The 14362-nt window shown below is 51.7% G+C and carries 16 protein-coding genes; 7 read left to right on the top strand and 9 right to left on the bottom strand.

Annotation, left to right across the window (positions count from 1 at the left end):
- Positions 1–114: 114 nt before the first annotated feature.
- Entirely contained in the window at positions 115–174 is a 60-nt protein-coding gene (gene ypfM, locus D9738_RS14590; RefSeq protein ID WP_001386977.1) for a protein YpfM, read from the bottom strand.
- A gap of 378 nt (positions 175–552) precedes the next feature.
- On the opposite strand from ypfM, the gene D9738_RS14585 reads away from it, so the two are divergent.
- Genes D9738_RS14585 through D9738_RS14575 form a run of 3 tightly spaced genes read left to right on the top strand, consistent with a single transcriptional unit; the run spans position 553 to position 2268 of the window.
- Positions 553–909, top strand: coding sequence for an ArsC family reductase (locus D9738_RS14585; protein WP_130207437.1), 357 nt, complete (start codon positions 553–555; stop codon positions 907–909).
- A 3-nt stretch (positions 910–912) separates the two neighbouring features.
- Positions 913–2040 carry a succinyl-diaminopimelate desuccinylase gene (gene dapE / locus D9738_RS14580; RefSeq protein ID WP_130207439.1) on the top strand — a complete coding sequence of 376 codons (1128 nt, stop codon included), beginning with the start codon at positions 913–915 and terminating at the stop codon, positions 2038–2040.
- Positions 2041–2067: 27 nt separating this feature from the next.
- Positions 2068–2268, top strand: a complete 201-nt coding sequence (locus D9738_RS14575; RefSeq protein ID WP_000383836.1) for a YpfN family protein — start codon at positions 2068–2070, stop codon at positions 2266–2268.
- 97 nt (positions 2269–2365) lie between these two features.
- On the opposite strand, the gene ypfH is transcribed toward D9738_RS14575, so the two are convergent.
- From ypfH to dapA, 6 genes are all read right to left on the bottom strand, one after another.
- Complete coding sequence (gene ypfH / locus D9738_RS14570; RefSeq protein WP_130260492.1) at positions 2366–3064, bottom strand: esterase; 699 nt, start codon at positions 3062–3064, stop codon at positions 2366–2368.
- A gap of 73 nt (positions 3065–3137) precedes the next feature.
- Positions 3138–5153, bottom strand: coding sequence for a tRNA cytosine(34) acetyltransferase TmcA (gene tmcA / locus D9738_RS14565; RefSeq protein WP_130260491.1), 2016 nt, complete (start codon positions 5151–5153; stop codon positions 3138–3140).
- 14 nt (positions 5154–5167) lie between these two features.
- Entirely contained in the window at positions 5168–6031 is an 864-nt protein-coding gene (locus D9738_RS14560) for a neutral zinc metallopeptidase (protein ID WP_130207445.1), read from the bottom strand.
- A gap of 167 nt (positions 6032–6198) precedes the next feature.
- The gene (purC, locus tag D9738_RS14555) at positions 6199–6912 is read right to left on the bottom strand and encodes a phosphoribosylaminoimidazolesuccinocarboxamide synthase (protein WP_001295467.1); all 714 of its coding nucleotides are present in this window, start codon (positions 6910–6912) and stop codon (positions 6199–6201) included.
- A gap of 211 nt (positions 6913–7123) precedes the next feature.
- Entirely contained in the window at positions 7124–8158 is a 1035-nt protein-coding gene (gene bamC, locus D9738_RS14550; RefSeq protein WP_130207447.1) for an outer membrane protein assembly factor BamC, read from the bottom strand.
- 16 nt (positions 8159–8174) lie between these two features.
- Positions 8175–9053 (bottom strand): 4-hydroxy-tetrahydrodipicolinate synthase, encoded by an 879-nt coding sequence (gene dapA, locus D9738_RS14545; RefSeq protein WP_130207449.1) that lies wholly within the window; start codon positions 9051–9053, stop codon positions 8175–8177.
- 146 nt (positions 9054–9199) lie between these two features.
- Here dapA and D9738_RS14540 point away from each other — a divergent pair, with 146 nt between their 5' ends.
- Positions 9200–9772, top strand: a complete 573-nt coding sequence (locus tag D9738_RS14540; RefSeq protein ID WP_130207451.1) for a glycine cleavage system transcriptional repressor — start codon at positions 9200–9202, stop codon at positions 9770–9772.
- Positions 9772–10242, top strand: coding sequence for a thioredoxin-dependent thiol peroxidase (bcp, locus tag D9738_RS14535; RefSeq protein WP_130207453.1), 471 nt, complete (start codon positions 9772–9774; stop codon positions 10240–10242). The genes D9738_RS14540 and bcp overlap by 1 nt, the downstream gene beginning before the upstream one ends.
- Before the next feature lie 108 nt (positions 10243–10350).
- On the opposite strand, the gene D9738_RS14530 is transcribed toward bcp, so the two are convergent.
- Complete coding sequence (locus D9738_RS14530) at positions 10351–11412, bottom strand: AI-2E family transporter (RefSeq protein WP_130207455.1); 1062 nt, start codon at positions 11410–11412, stop codon at positions 10351–10353.
- A gap of 212 nt (positions 11413–11624) precedes the next feature.
- Here D9738_RS14530 and bepA point away from each other — a divergent pair, with 212 nt between their 5' ends.
- Together bepA and arsC are read left to right on the top strand one after the other, a co-directional pair.
- Positions 11625–13088 (top strand): beta-barrel assembly-enhancing protease, encoded by a 1464-nt coding sequence (gene bepA, locus D9738_RS14525; RefSeq protein ID WP_130260490.1) that lies wholly within the window; start codon positions 11625–11627, stop codon positions 13086–13088.
- Positions 13089–13108: 20 nt separating this feature from the next.
- Positions 13109–13468 (top strand): arsenate reductase (glutaredoxin), encoded by a 360-nt coding sequence (gene arsC, locus D9738_RS14520; protein ID WP_130260489.1) that lies wholly within the window; start codon positions 13109–13111, stop codon positions 13466–13468.
- A gap of 137 nt (positions 13469–13605) precedes the next feature.
- Here arsC and D9738_RS14515 read toward each other — a convergent pair whose 3' ends face one another.
- Positions 13606–14307, bottom strand: a complete 702-nt coding sequence (locus D9738_RS14515) for a DnaA inactivator Hda (protein ID WP_074399451.1) — start codon at positions 14305–14307, stop codon at positions 13606–13608.
- Between the last annotated feature and the right edge of the window lie 55 nt (positions 14308–14362).

Below are 14362 nucleotides of genomic sequence, written 5' to 3'. Positions count from 1 at the left end.
CGCTATTCAGGACGGGTCATAAGCAATAAAAAAGGCGACATACGTATGTGTCGCCTTTTTCAACTCTCTGATAAAGAACCTGACGTCAGGTTCTTTCATTTCCTGTTCTGAAAATTACTTACGAAGCATAACTTCGATAAAGTCTTTCCAGTTCCCCAGTTCACGTTCAATCATAACAACCTCTCTTATAATTATGGGTATTCTACGGAAACAATATACCGTGGTGAAGCTAATTTATTCGATTGCTGTGATTACTACCTCCGGGGTAAAGCCTACGTTAATACTATGGCCCTGTGACAGGGATTTTTATGTGATGAACAGCAACATTTCGACATATTCATACGGATTCTAATACTGAATTAATTCTGTTTAAAATACAAAAATATACCAAGAGGAACATTCTTAATAATTGCATTAAAATTGCTCACAACCATTTAATAATTGTTAAGTTAAATACCTTAATAATGTTATATTGCCTGATAATCATTTGCGGGAAATATGTATTGACCGTTAAATGATTAGTTATTCTTAATAATCGCAAAAGGATTCATTATGGTTACCCTTTACGGTATCAAAAATTGTGACACCATTAAAAAAGCACGTCGTTGGCTGGAAACCAATAACATCGACTTTCGCTTTCACGATTACCGTGTTGATGGCCTGAACAGTGAATTGTTGAACTCTTTTATCAATGAATTAGGCTGGCAAGCGTTACTTAACACCCGTGGCACCACCTGGCGCAAGCTGGACGAAGCTACCCGCAACAATATCACCGATGCGGCCTCCGCTATGGCATTAATGACTGAAATGCCTGCAATCATCAAACGCCCATTGCTCTGTGCGCCAGGGAAGCCTATGCTGCTGGGTTTCAGTGAATCCAGTTATCAGCAATTTTTCCATGAGGTGTAGTCTATGTCGTGTCCGGTTATTGAGCTGACACAGCAGCTTATTCGCCGCCCATCCTTAAGTCCTGATGATGCAGGATGTCAGGCAATCATGATCGACCGTCTGCAGGCAATCGGTTTTACCATTGAACGCATGGATTTTGCGGATACGCAGAATTTTTGGGCGTGGCGTGGACAGGGAGAAACCCTGGCCTTTGCCGGACATACTGACGTAGTCCCTCCTGGCGATGCCGACCGTTGGATCAACCCACCATTTGAGCCAACCATTCGCGATGGCATGTTGTTCGGGCGCGGCGCGGCTGATATGAAAGGCTCGCTGGCGGCAATGGTAGTGGCAGCAGAACGTTTTGTCGCGCAACATCCCAACCATAAAGGCCGACTGGCATTTCTGATCACCTCAGACGAAGAAGCCAGCGCCCACAATGGCACGGTCAAAGTAGTCGAAGCGTTAATGGCGCGTAATGAACGGCTGGATTACTGCCTGGTCGGTGAGCCGTCGAGTATCGAAGTGGTTGGCGATGTAGTGAAAAATGGCCGTCGCGGATCGTTAACCTGCAACCTCACCATTCATGGCGTGCAAGGGCATGTGGCCTACCCGCATCTGGCTGATAATCCAGTACATCGCGCAGCACCTTTCCTTAATGAATTAGTGGCTATTGAGTGGGATCAGGGCAATGAATTCTTCCCGGCGACCAGTATGCAGATTGCCAATATTCAGGCGGGAACGGGCAGTAACAACGTTATTCCGGGTGAACTGTTTGTGCAGTTTAACTTCCGCTTCAGTACCGAACTGACTGATGAGATGATCAAAGCGCAGGTGCTTGCCCTGCTTGAAAAACATCAACTGCGTTATACAGTGGATTGGTGGCTTTCCGGGCAGCCATTTTTGACCGCCCGCGGTAAACTGGTGGATGCGGTGGTGAACGCCGTTGAGCACTATAATGAAATTAAACCGCAGCTATTGACCACAGGCGGAACGTCCGACGGGCGCTTTATTGCTCGCATGGGGGCGCAGGTGGTGGAACTCGGGCCGGTCAATGCTACCATTCATAAAATTAATGAATGTGTGAATGCTGCCGACCTGCAGCTACTTGCCCGTATGTATCAACGAATCATGGAACAGCTCGTCGCCTGATGAGTCGTTCTGTAAGAGGAAATAAGCATGGACTGGCTGGCTAAATATTGGTGGATTCTGGTGATTGTCTTTTTGGTGGGCGTCCTGCTGAACGTGATTAAAGATCTCAAGCGCGTCGACCATAAGAAATTTCTCGCCAACAAGCCGGAGCTTCCCCCGCATCGTGATTTCAACGATAAGTGGGACGATGACGACGACTGGCCGAAAAAGGATCAACCGAAGAAGTAAGCTGAGGGGCCGGATAAGGCGTTAACGCCGCATCCGGCAACGGTGAACAATGCCTGATGCGACGCTCACGCGTCTTGTCAGGCCTACGCAGCTGTTATTACATCATTTCAATTACATCATCATCGCCAGGCTTACCACCACTTAGCGCTTCGTCGAAATAATGTTTCGGAATGGTATAACGCAAGTGATCCAGGGCAAATTGCATACTACGATTGTCGATCGCATGGCCCAAATTCTCCACGATATCCAGCGTTACATCACCACCGGCACTGATTAACGCTTCCTGCGCCGCAACCGCATGCGCCAAATCGATAACCGGATCTTCACCACCATGAATCAAGTGAATTGTCGTGGCTGTAGACGCGGTTTCCGGCAGGCTGGCATAGCGTCCGTTAAAAGCAATGACGCGTGAGGCAAGGCCCGGTTCGGCTTTAATGCTCTCCAGCGCCATAATCGCGCCTTGTGAGAAACCGATTAGCGCCGTGGCGTTAGCCGCTACTCCGCTCTGTTTCTGCCAGTAGCGCACCGTCTCAATAAAGGTCGGCATGATGGCATCCACACGCGCCTGGCGATTATCTTCCGTTATGCCCTGCACCGAAAACCACTGACGCCCCGCCGGATTACCGCTCGGCTCCGCGCCACCGACACTCACCACCAGCGCATCCGGGAACAGCGGTGCAAACCAACTGCCGATCTCCCCCATCGCTACCGGGTTATCGCCGACACCGTGAAAAAGCAGCAACAACTGTTGCGCAGGTTTATCCGGGCTTTGAACAACAAAATGGTCATGTTTCATGGCGAACTCCTTAACTGATGTCATTAATTTTACGCCGCTGACTCACAATGACCATGGGATAAAATTGAAGGAGTCAGTGAAAAAATTGCCATTGCGTTATGCGATCGCGCAGGCGTTCAGTGCGGGTATCATCAAGCGCGAATAGCGCCTGTGCCGCCTCTTCACGCTGACGGGCCAACAACGCCTTACGCCCCGAAAGTTTAAGTGTGGTACATAACTGCGCGTCGCTGACGTTTTTCTGCAAGCGCCCACGCAGCGCTGGTAATGTCAGTTCGCTGATTTGCAGCAGACGCATTAAACAGCCTAATGACGTTAAAAGCGGACGATGAGCGAAAGCAAAACCAGCCAGTTCCAGCCAGTCGCCGTCAGTAACCACGATATCGTTAAGCGGATCGACTGGAATAGTTTCGCCATTCCACTGCGCGATAATTTGCGCATCGCGGCGTAAACGAAAATGCTCACGTTCTGCCAGCTGTTTACCCGCTTCGCTAATCGGTAACAACGCCATCGCCGTATAACAGCCGCTGCTGGCTTCGCGATGATTGCCCATCCGCACCAACACAAAACCGCATCGTTGCCAGAAACGCCATAATTCCTCGGTGTAGCCAAAGCTTACCGAAAGGTAGTCGAGGCCATGCGTATATTGCAAAGCGCTGGCAATGAGCTGTTGCCCAACGCCTTCGCGCTGACGCGCCGGATGGACTGCAATCCGGCTGACCCGCCGTCCGCGCAACGTAGCCGCCACTGGATTGCCACCATGTGCCGCCAGCGACTGGGCCACCAGATTACCCCGCGGGCGACGAAAACCCGCCCATACCGCCTGACTGAGTTCTTGAGATAATCCGCCCTCATTCACCAGCCACAGCGCCCCGGCAATCTCGTTGTTGCCAGCCGCCTGTAAAAAATGTTGCCCAGGCGCATCCATCATCCGGCGTAAATCCAGCGGTGATGTCCGGTAATGCGCGCCAGACAATAGCTGATATACCTTTAACGGCGTTTCTGGTTCGCTTCGCCATAACGTCTGTTCAAAAGCAGAAATGACGATGTCACCTTGTGGTTCGTGAGTGAAGTTTTCGTCGTCAAAAACCAGTGCCTCACTGACTATTTTTTCCAGCGGGCATCCCTGCGCCCAGCGGATCGGCTGTTGCAGTTCAAAACGGTGTAAATGCGGAAAGCGGGCGCAAAATTTCAGCAAAAAACCACGTCCGGTGCCTTCATAGCCCTGTACCGTTGTAGTTAACAAAGTGCGTGAGAAACGCGATACAAGCTGATGCAACAGTGGTGCAGGAATGGCTGCAGCTTCGTCAACCACCAGCCAGTCGGCTTTTTCATCACTGGCTAATAAGGCATCTGGCGCCACAAAGCGATACTTCTCGCCCGCAAACTGCGCCAGCACATCCGTTGCAGCCTTCGCAGGTGCTGTAACAATCGCACTGCCAGAGATACGGGAAATGAGTTGCCCCGCCAGCGCCGACTTACCGCGCCCGCGCGCAGCAGTTACCGCAGCCACGCCCGGCGGCATAGTCAGCAGTTGCTGTAATATGTGCTGTTGTTCTGGTTGCGGCTCGCCAGTAGCAGGACGCCAGTCTGGATAAGGAGCAAAATGCGCCAACTTGAACGGCTGATTTTGTCGCCAGAGGATAGCGTTGTTATCCGCCGCAAGTACACGTTTGAGATGTTGGACAAAATGCGGAGTCGCAATAGGACCAGGGCAATCACTCCAGCGCAGCGAATCGACATCAGGATGGTTTTCCCATTCTTCCCACGCAGGGAGCAACAACACCAGCCAGCTTCCCGCTTTCAGCGTTCCGCTAAGTGCCGCAAAAGCGGCGGCATCAAAACCCTGGCGGGCGTCGAATACCGCATGCTGAAACTCGCGCCCAAGTAAAGTTTGTAGCGCTGATGGCGTACAGTGGTTTTCAGAAGCTGGCTGCGGCGAAACCCACAGCCAGTCGCCCGGTAATACGTCACGCAGCTTAAGCGCATACTCACCGCACCAGCTTCCTTCACCGCTCAACACTAACAAGCGGCGAATCCCTTCACGTTTCATTTGCGCTGTTAATGTGTGAAGCGCAGTCAGTTCAGCCATCCCTGCCCCGGAAGTTAAATGCTTTTACCAAAAGTATTGCATTGTGCCGGATCGCCGCTGTCGAAACCACGTTTAAACCAGCTGTAGCGCTGCTGAGATGTACCATGGGTAAAGCTGTCTGGCACTACCTGCCCCTGACTTTGCTGTTGTAAGCGGTCATCGCCGATGGCCTGCGCCGCGTTCAGCGCCTCTTCCAGATCGCCGGTTTCCAGAACGCCTTGCTGCTGCATGCTATGCCCCCAGACACCGGCAAAGCAGTCGGCCTGGAGTTCCATACGCACAGATAAGCGGTTGGCTTCCGCTTGCGTCGCGTTTTGTTGCAGTTGACGGACTTTCGGCTCGATACCTAACAGTTTCTGCACGTGATGACCGACTTCATGGGCGATAACGTACCCTTGAGCAAAATCACCATCCGCGCCCAGTTTGTCTTTCATGTCATCATAGAAGGAGAGATCGATATAGACTGTGCCATCCGCCGGGCAATAAAACGGTCCCATAATGGACTGCCCCGCCCCGCAACCGGTGCGAGTCATTCCACGGTACATGACCAGCTTCGGTTGCTGGTAGGTCTTACCCATCTTCTCGAATTGCTGTCCCCAGGTGTCTTCCGTGGTTGCCAGAATCACCGAAGTGAATTTTGCCGCTTCGTCTTCATTTGGGCTAATTGAACGCGTTGATTGCTGTTGGGAAACGGGCTGCCCGGTCATCAATCCAGTTAAATCAACACCATAGTAGCCAGCGACCAACACAACCACCAGTAAAATTAACCCGCCTTTACCGGTTGGTAGGCGAAAACCGGGACCGCCCATTGACGGACCACCGGAACTGTTTCGCCTGTCTTCAACATTGTCACTTTCACGACGCCCTTGCCAGCGCATAGATACCTCAACAATATATTCATTATAGGAATGATCGTAGGTGGTTCAGGGGAAGATTACCACAGGAAAACGGGAGGAAATGATGGAGGAATGAGCGTTCAATGCACATCTTACGAGAGCGGTTGTCTTGCCGTGCCAGCAGCACGGCAAGACGATGAACAGAAAAATCAGTCCAGCTGTACACCCAGGCGGCGGGCGACGGCTTCATAGGCTTCGATCAGGCCACCGAGGCTCTGGCGGAAACGGTCTTTGTCCATTTTCTCCAGCGTTTCTTTGTCCCACAGGCGGCTACCGTCCGGGGAGAACTCATCACCCAGTACCACTTCGCCTTTGTACAGACCAAACTCCAGCTTGAAATCGACCAGAATCAGACCGGCATCGTCGAACAGTTTTTTCAGCACGTCGTTCGCTTTGTAGGTCAGCTCTTTCATGCGCGCCAGGTTCTCTTTGCTTACCCAACCAAAGGTTTCGCAGTAAGATTCGTTGACCATCGGATCGTGCATGGCGTCGTTTTTCAGGAACAGATCGAACAGCGGCGGGTTCAGCTCAATACCTTCTTCGATTCCAAGACGTTTCACCAGAGAGCCAGCAGCACGGTTACGCACGACACATTCAACCGGCACCATATCCAGTTTTTTCACCAGACATTCGGTATCAGAGAGCAGACGCTCCATTTGAGTCGGGATACCCGCTTCAGCCAGTTTGCTCATAATGAAGTAGTTGAACTTGTTGTTCACCATACCTTTGCGATCAAACTGCTCAATGCGCGCGCCATCCCCTGCTGACGTATCATTGCGGAATTCGAGCACCAACAGGTCCGGGTTTTCCGTGCTGTATACGGTTTTCGCTTTACCACGATACAACTCAGCTTGCTTTTGCATCTTTATCACTCCTGGGTGTGAATTAACGTTTTAAAATCTTTTGCTGTCTGGTGTGCCTGTCGTTTTGTCGGCTGTACCGTGAACGCCTTAACCGACCTACGCCGACAAACAAATTTCGTGCGAATTAACGCTAAAATCGCGTTTTTCTGCTGACGCACACGTTTGCGTATCATATCAGAAAAAAGGGCCGGATGACTCCAGCCCTGTATTTTTACTTGCTAAACGCAGCCTGGAAGACTGATACCAGTGCGTCGTTTTGGCTTTGGGTCAGCGTATGACCTTTTGGATCAATAAACTGTAAGCTGCTGCGGTTATCTAAATCACCGACCTGCAATTTGTAGTCGCCGGATGCCAGTTCAGGATCACGGGCGCCCAGTTCCTGCCAGTCGCTGTCAGACAGTGGCTTGTAAGTTACGGCCATGCTGCCCTGTGAACGAGTGCTGTCGGTCACTTTCATGCCCACTTTTTCCAGCGCAGCAGGCAGACGTTGCCATACTACGTTGAACGGACCACGCACGACCAGCATCGGTAAACCAGTGTCGTCAGCGCCGCTTTGTACATCCATTGTTGTGGAAGCACGGTTTTGCGCCGCATTAGCCGCGTCAGTGACGGATTTATCCAGGCCAGCGGAAATGACGTTCATCATCTCAGCACTGTAACGCTGCATAGACGCCGCATCTGCAACCGGCTTGCCAGCCTGCTCCAGGTTCAGCAATTTCACCGTTACCGCCTGCTGGTAACCCTGCGGTTTAACGGAGATTTGATAACGACCACGATATTGCTCGTCTTCGTCCAGACGGTTCCATTGTACCCAATCGGTGGTCAGCGTCTGACCGGCATCATCGCGTTGGGTAATGGTATAGTTTTTCGCCTGCAGCACGCTAACGACCTGCGGCCACAGAGTATTGCCACGACCATTTTCCACCAGCAGCGAAGCGGTATCGCCCGTGAACTGGGTACGCGCACCTGAAACCAGCGCCAGCGGCTGGGCTGGTGGACGAATATCTAACGCTTTGCCAACTGCGCCACTACCGTTAGTTACCGGAATCGCATAGTCGCCGGAGGTCACCGGCAAAATCATTCCTGCCGGGGCGTGAAGTTCTGCAAGCGGTGCCGCTTCCAGGTAGGCTTCATCGCCGCTCACCTGACGCTTATAACGTGAGTCCGAACTACAGGCTGCGAGTAAAAGAACAAGCGAAACACCCGCAACCTTCGCCAGGCGCGACTTTTGTACAGAGTAAGCCATCAAATCTCCCTAAACTTTACAGCAAACCGGCATGCTTAAGCGCCGCTCTGACCGTCTCACGACCACTGTCGGTGATTGGCGTCATTGGCAGGCGTAGCGTATCGGTCGCCACAAGACCCAGTTCCTTACATGCCCATTTCACAGGGATTGGATTGGGTTCGACAAATAGTTTGTTGTGTAATGGCATCAGACGCTGATTAATAACGCGTGCCTCGGCAAAATGCCCTTCTGCCGCCAGTTTGCACATCTGGGCCATATCTCGCGCTGCGACGTTAGCCGTAACGGAAATTACGCCATGACCGCCTAACTGCATGAAATCCAGCGCGCTCGCATCATCGCCGCTCAGCAGAACAAAATCGTCTGAAACCAGCTCTTTGATCTGGTTTACCCGCGTTAAGTTCCCTGTTGCTTCTTTGATTCCGACAATATTTTTTACTTTCGCCAGACGGCCCACCGTTTCTGGTAGCAGATCGCAACCAGTACGGGACGGCACATTATACAGAATTTGCGGCAGGTCAGTATGTTCAGCGATGGCTTTGAAATGCTGATACAGACCTTCTTGCGATGGGCGGTTGTAATAAGGGGTTACCGTCAGGCAGCCAACAACACCGCTGTCGTTGAAGCGCTGCGTCAGGTTAATGGCTTCTGTGGTGGCGTTAGCACCGGTCCCGGCAATCACCGGAATGCGCCCATCAGCCAGCTCCAGCGTCATCATCACGACATCGACATGCTCGTCATGGTTCAGAGTAGCGGACTCACCAGTAGTACCAACAGAAACGATCGCCGAAGTACCGCTGGCGACATGATAATCAATCAGTTTTTTTAAGCTAGCCCGACAGACATTACCTTTTTCATCCATCGGAGTAACAATCGCGACAATACTTCCCGTGAACATGGGCCATCCTCTGTGCAAACAAGTGTCTCAATGGTACGTTTGGTATGGCATTAAAAGCAAGCAAACAGAACCGTTCTGATTGTTGTATGCATGTTTTTTTTATGCTTTCCTTAGGAACATCTCACCCCCTTAAAGGAATAACCAGTTTGACACTGTCATCGCAACATTATCTGGTGATCACTGCGCTGGGTGCCGATCGCCCAGGAATTGTGAATACCATCACCCGTCATGTCAGTAGTTGCGGCTGTAATATCGAAGACAGTCGCCTGGCGATGTTGGGAGAAGAGTTCACGTTTATCATGCTGCTTTCCGGTTCATGGAACGCCATCACCTTGATTGAATCAACGTTACCGTTGAAAGGCGCCGAGCTGGATCTTTTAATCGTGATGAAACGAACGACCGCTCGCCCACGTCCACCTATGCCCGCATCTGTCTGGGTTCAGGTCGATGTGGCGGACTCCCCGCATTTAATTGAGCGCTTCACAGCACTTTTCGACGCGCACCATATGAACATTGCAGAACTGGTGTCACGCACGCAACCTGCTGAAAATGAAAGGGCTGCGCAGCTACATATTCAGATCACCGCCCACAGCCCGGCGTCTGCGGACTCAGCAAATATTGAGCAAGCGTTCAAAGCACTATGTACAGAACTCAATGCGCAAGGCAGTATTAACGTCGTCAACTATTCCCAACATGATGAACAGGATGGAGTTAATTAATGAATCCACTGAAAGCCGGTGACATCGCACCGAAATTTAGCTTGCCGGACCAAGACGGAGAACAAGTTAATTTGACCGACTTCCAGGGACAGCGTGTTCTGGTTTATTTCTACCCGAAAGCCATGACCCCCGGCTGTACCGTACAGGCCTGCGGCTTACGCGATAACATGGAAGAGTTAAAAAAAGCGGGCGTTGATGTGCTCGGTATCAGCACCGATAAACCTGAAAAACTTTCCCGTTTCGCAGATAAAGAACTGCTTAACTTTACGCTTCTGTCCGATGAAGACCACCAGGTATGCGAACAATTCGGCGTCTGGGGCGAGAAGTCTTTCATGGGCAAAACCTACGATGGTATTCACCGTATCAGCTTCCTGATCGATGCCAACGGCAAAATCGAACACGTATTTGACGATTTCAAAACCAGCAATCACCACGACGTAGTGCTTAACTGGCTAAAAGAACACGCCTGATTACTTTGCTCCATTCCGTGCTGGCTGCGCTTGCGGCCAGCACATTTCACATCCGGTGATGTAAATCACGCCCTGCGACACTCGTTTCAAAGCCCTTTTCGCTGAAGACTACTCTTGCGGGATTTGACCATCCGGCCAGGCATGGATTACTGCTTTGATTAGCGTTGCCAGTGGGATAGCGAAGAATACGCCCCAGAATCCCCACAGCCCGCCGAAAATCACCACCGATAAAATAATCACCAGCGGATGCAGGTTCACGGCTTCAGAGAACAACACCGGTACGAGTAAGTTGCCGTCCAGCGCCTGGATAATCAGATACACCGCGAAGCAGCTCCAGAACTCGGTGCCAGCGCCAAACTGGAATAGCGCCACGCCGACCACCGGAATGGTCACCACAAATGCGCCAATGTACGGAATAAGCACCGAGAAACCGACCAGCACCGCCAGCAGCAGCGAATAGTTCAGCCCGAAGAGTAAGAATCCCAGCCAGGTGGCGATCCCCACCACGATCATCTCCAGTACCTTGCCACGGATGTAGTTGGTGATTTGCTGGTTCATCTCCTTCCACACCTGCCCTGCCAGTCCACGGTTGCGCGGCAGCACCCGACGAACGGCATTCAGCATTTGCTCTTTGTCTTTCAGCAGGAAGAAGACCATCAATGGCACCAGCACCAGATAGACGGCAATGGTCAGCAAACCGACCAACGAGGCGAGGGAGATTTTCACCACTGAATCGCCCATGGTAAGCATCCGGCTACGCATATTCTCGGCCATCGCATCAATAATGCCCGCGTCCATCAACGCCGGATAGCGGCGCGGCAACGTGGCGGCAAAATCAGAAAGCTTATTGAGCATGCCCGGCATATCGCGGATTAAATAAATGCCCTGTTGCCAGGCGATAGGCATGACCACAAATGCCATCAGTAGCAGGATGCCAACAAACAGGACCAGCACAATCGACGTCGCCCAACGGCGGGAACAGCCAATAGATTGCAGGCGCACAGTGGGCCATTCCAGCAAATAGGCCAGCACAATAGCCACCAGCAGCGGCGCGAGTAATCCACTAAAGAAAAAGATAATGCCAAAACCGGCAACTAAAATAACCAGCAAGGCAATCGCTTCCGGGTCGCTAAAACGGCGGCGATACCATTGCATCAACATTTCGAGCATAAAGACCTTCCCTGAACCTCAAGAGGGGGATTGCGATCCGCAATTGTATCGAAATGTCACAAAAAAGACTTCGCTTTTTATGACGGATTCAGGAAACTAAAAAGTCATTTGAGTGGGTTAATCTTCACCGTTACACTCAAAGACGGCGCGGTGGGAACGATATTTCACAGTATCGGTCAAATGACTATCTCCAGAAATACAGGACAGAGGTTATGTTCAGGCAGTTGAAAAAAAACCTGGTTGCTACCCTCATTGCTGCTGTGACCCTCGGTCAGGTAGCCCCGGCGTTTGCCGATAGCGCAGACACCTTGCCGGATATGGGAACCTCCGCAGGAAGCACGCTTTCCATTGGTCAGGAAATGCAAATGGGCGACTATTATGTTCGCCAGTTACGCGGCAGCGCGCCGTTAATTAATGATCCGCTATTAACGCAATACATTAACTCGCTGGGGATGCGTCTGGTTTCGCATGCCAATTCAGTTAAGACGCCATTCCATTTCTTTCTGATCAATAACGACGAAATTAACGCCTTTGCTTTCTTTGGCGGCAACGTAGTGCTGCATTCTGCCCTGTTCCGTTATTCCGATAACGAAAGCCAACTGGCTTCGGTTATGGCGCATGAAATCTCCCACGTCACCCAGCGCCACCTGGCGCGAGCGATGGAAGATCAGCAACGTAGCGCACCACTCACCTGGGTCGGGGCGTTAGGTTCTATTTTACTGGCGATGGCCAGCCCGCAGGCGGGAATGGCAGCGCTGACCGGTACGCTGGCGGGAACACGCCAGGGGATGATCAGCTTCACCCAGCAAAACGAACAGGAAGCAGACCGCATTGGGATTCAGGTACTGCAACGCTCGGGGTTCGATCCGCAGGCGATGCCGACCTTCCTCGAAAAATTGCTCGATCAAGCGCGTTACTCTTCGCGTCCGCCGGAAATTTTGCTGACTCACCCGTTGCCGGAAAGCCGTCTGGCTGATGCTCGTAACCGTGCTAATCAGATGCGCCCGATGGTGGTGCAATCGTCAGAAGATTTCTATCTGGCGAAAGCGCGTACTCTAGGGATGTACAATTCCGGACGTAATCAGCTCACCAGCGACTTGCTGGATGAATGGGCGAAAGGCAATGTTCGTCAGCAACGGGCGGCACAGTATGGCCGTGCTTTACAGGCGATGGTAGCCAATAAATTCGATGAAGCACGGAAAACGCTTCAGCCATTATTGGCGGCAGAACCGGCTAACGCATGGTTTCTCGATCTGGCAACCGATATTGACCTTGGGCAACACAAAGCCAATGACGCGATCAATAGGCTGAAAAATGCCCGCGATTTACGCACCAGTCCGGTGTTGCAGCTCAACCTGGCAAACGCGTATCTGCAAGGCGGTCAACCGCAGGAAGCGGCCAATATTCTGAATCGCTATACTTTTAATAATAAAGATGACAGCAATGGCTGGGATTTGCTGGCACAGGCGGAGGCCGCGCTAAATAACCGCGATCAGGAACTGGCTGCGCGAGCAGAAGGTTATGCGCTGGCCGGGCGACTCGACCAGGCCATTTCTCTGTTAAGTAGCGCAAGTTCGCAGGTGAAATTAGGCAGCCTACAACAAGCGCGTTACGATGCGCGCATCGACCAGTTGCGCCAGTTGCAGGAACGCTTTAAGCCTTATACCAAGATGTAATTCGCATTAAAGGAAGAACAATGACCAAACAGGTAAAAATCTACCACAACCCACGCTGCTCAAAGAGCCGTGAAACGCTGAACCTGCTGAAAGAAAATGGTGTGGAGCCGGAAGTGGTGCTCTATCTTGAGACACCCGCCGATGCGGCAACGCTACGTAATTTGCTGAAAATGTTGGGTATGAATAGCGCCCGTGAACTGATGCGCCAGAAAGAGGACCTTTATAAAGAGCTGAATCTTGCAGGCAGTTCGCTTAGCGAAGAGGCGCTGATTCAGGCGATGGTGGATAATCCGAAGCTGATGGAACGCCCGATTGTGGTCGTGAATGGCAAAGCGCGTATTGGTCGTCCACCGGAGCAGGTGCTGGAAATCGTTGGTTAAGATGTACCCCTTCGGTAGCTAAGGCATATTGCCGGATGCGACGCTTGCCGCGTCTTATCCGGCCTACAAATACAATGAACTTGATTCGAGTAAGTCGGATAAGGCGCTCGCGCCGCATCCGACAATAAACGTCCTGTCTACAGCTTCAGGATCTCTTTCACAAACGGAATGGTCAACTTACGTTGTGCCGTAATCGATGCGCGATCCAGCTGATCCAACGTCATAAATAACGTGCGCATCTCTCTGTCGAGCCGCTTCAGCAAGAAACGTCCCACATCTTCCGGCAGTTCAAAACCACGCAAACGGGCGCGTAACTGTAAAGCCTGCAATTTGTCTTCATCAGAAAGTGGCTGCAACTTGTAGATCTGCCCCCAGTCGAGACGTGACGCAAGATCCGGTAACCCCAGATTCAACTGACGTGGTGGACGATCGCCAGTGATCAGCAACCGTGTTTTACCTGACTCCAGAATCCGATTGTAGAGATCGAAAATCGCCATCTCCCACAACTCATCGCCAGCAATACACTCAATATTGTCGATGCAAACCAGCGACAGTTGTTCCATACCATCGAGCACTTCCGGAACAAACCAGGTGCGTTTATCCAGCGGGACATAACCTACCGCATCGCCACGCTGCGACAATTCCGCGCAAGCCGCGTGCAGCAGATGGCTGCGCCCCGCGCCTTCGCGTGCCCAGAGATAGATGTAACCGCTATGTTCCTGACGCAGCACGTTTTTCATCGCGGCCAGTAAAGAGGAGTTATCCCCCGGCCAGAAACTTGCAAAGGTTTCGTCGTCAGGAAGATAAAGTGGCAAAGAGAGCTGTGCCGGTGTGTTCAGAGATACCTCAACCAGGGATTTCACAAAATCACGAGAAGTTTACCACAGAATTCCA

This window comes from Escherichia sp. E10V5 (genome assembly GCF_004212315.1).
Taxonomy (GTDB): Bacteria; Pseudomonadota; Gammaproteobacteria; order Enterobacterales; family Enterobacteriaceae; genus Escherichia.
The sequence above is the reverse complement of the archived record's forward strand: the minus strand, read 5'-3'. Positions and strand labels throughout refer to the sequence as shown.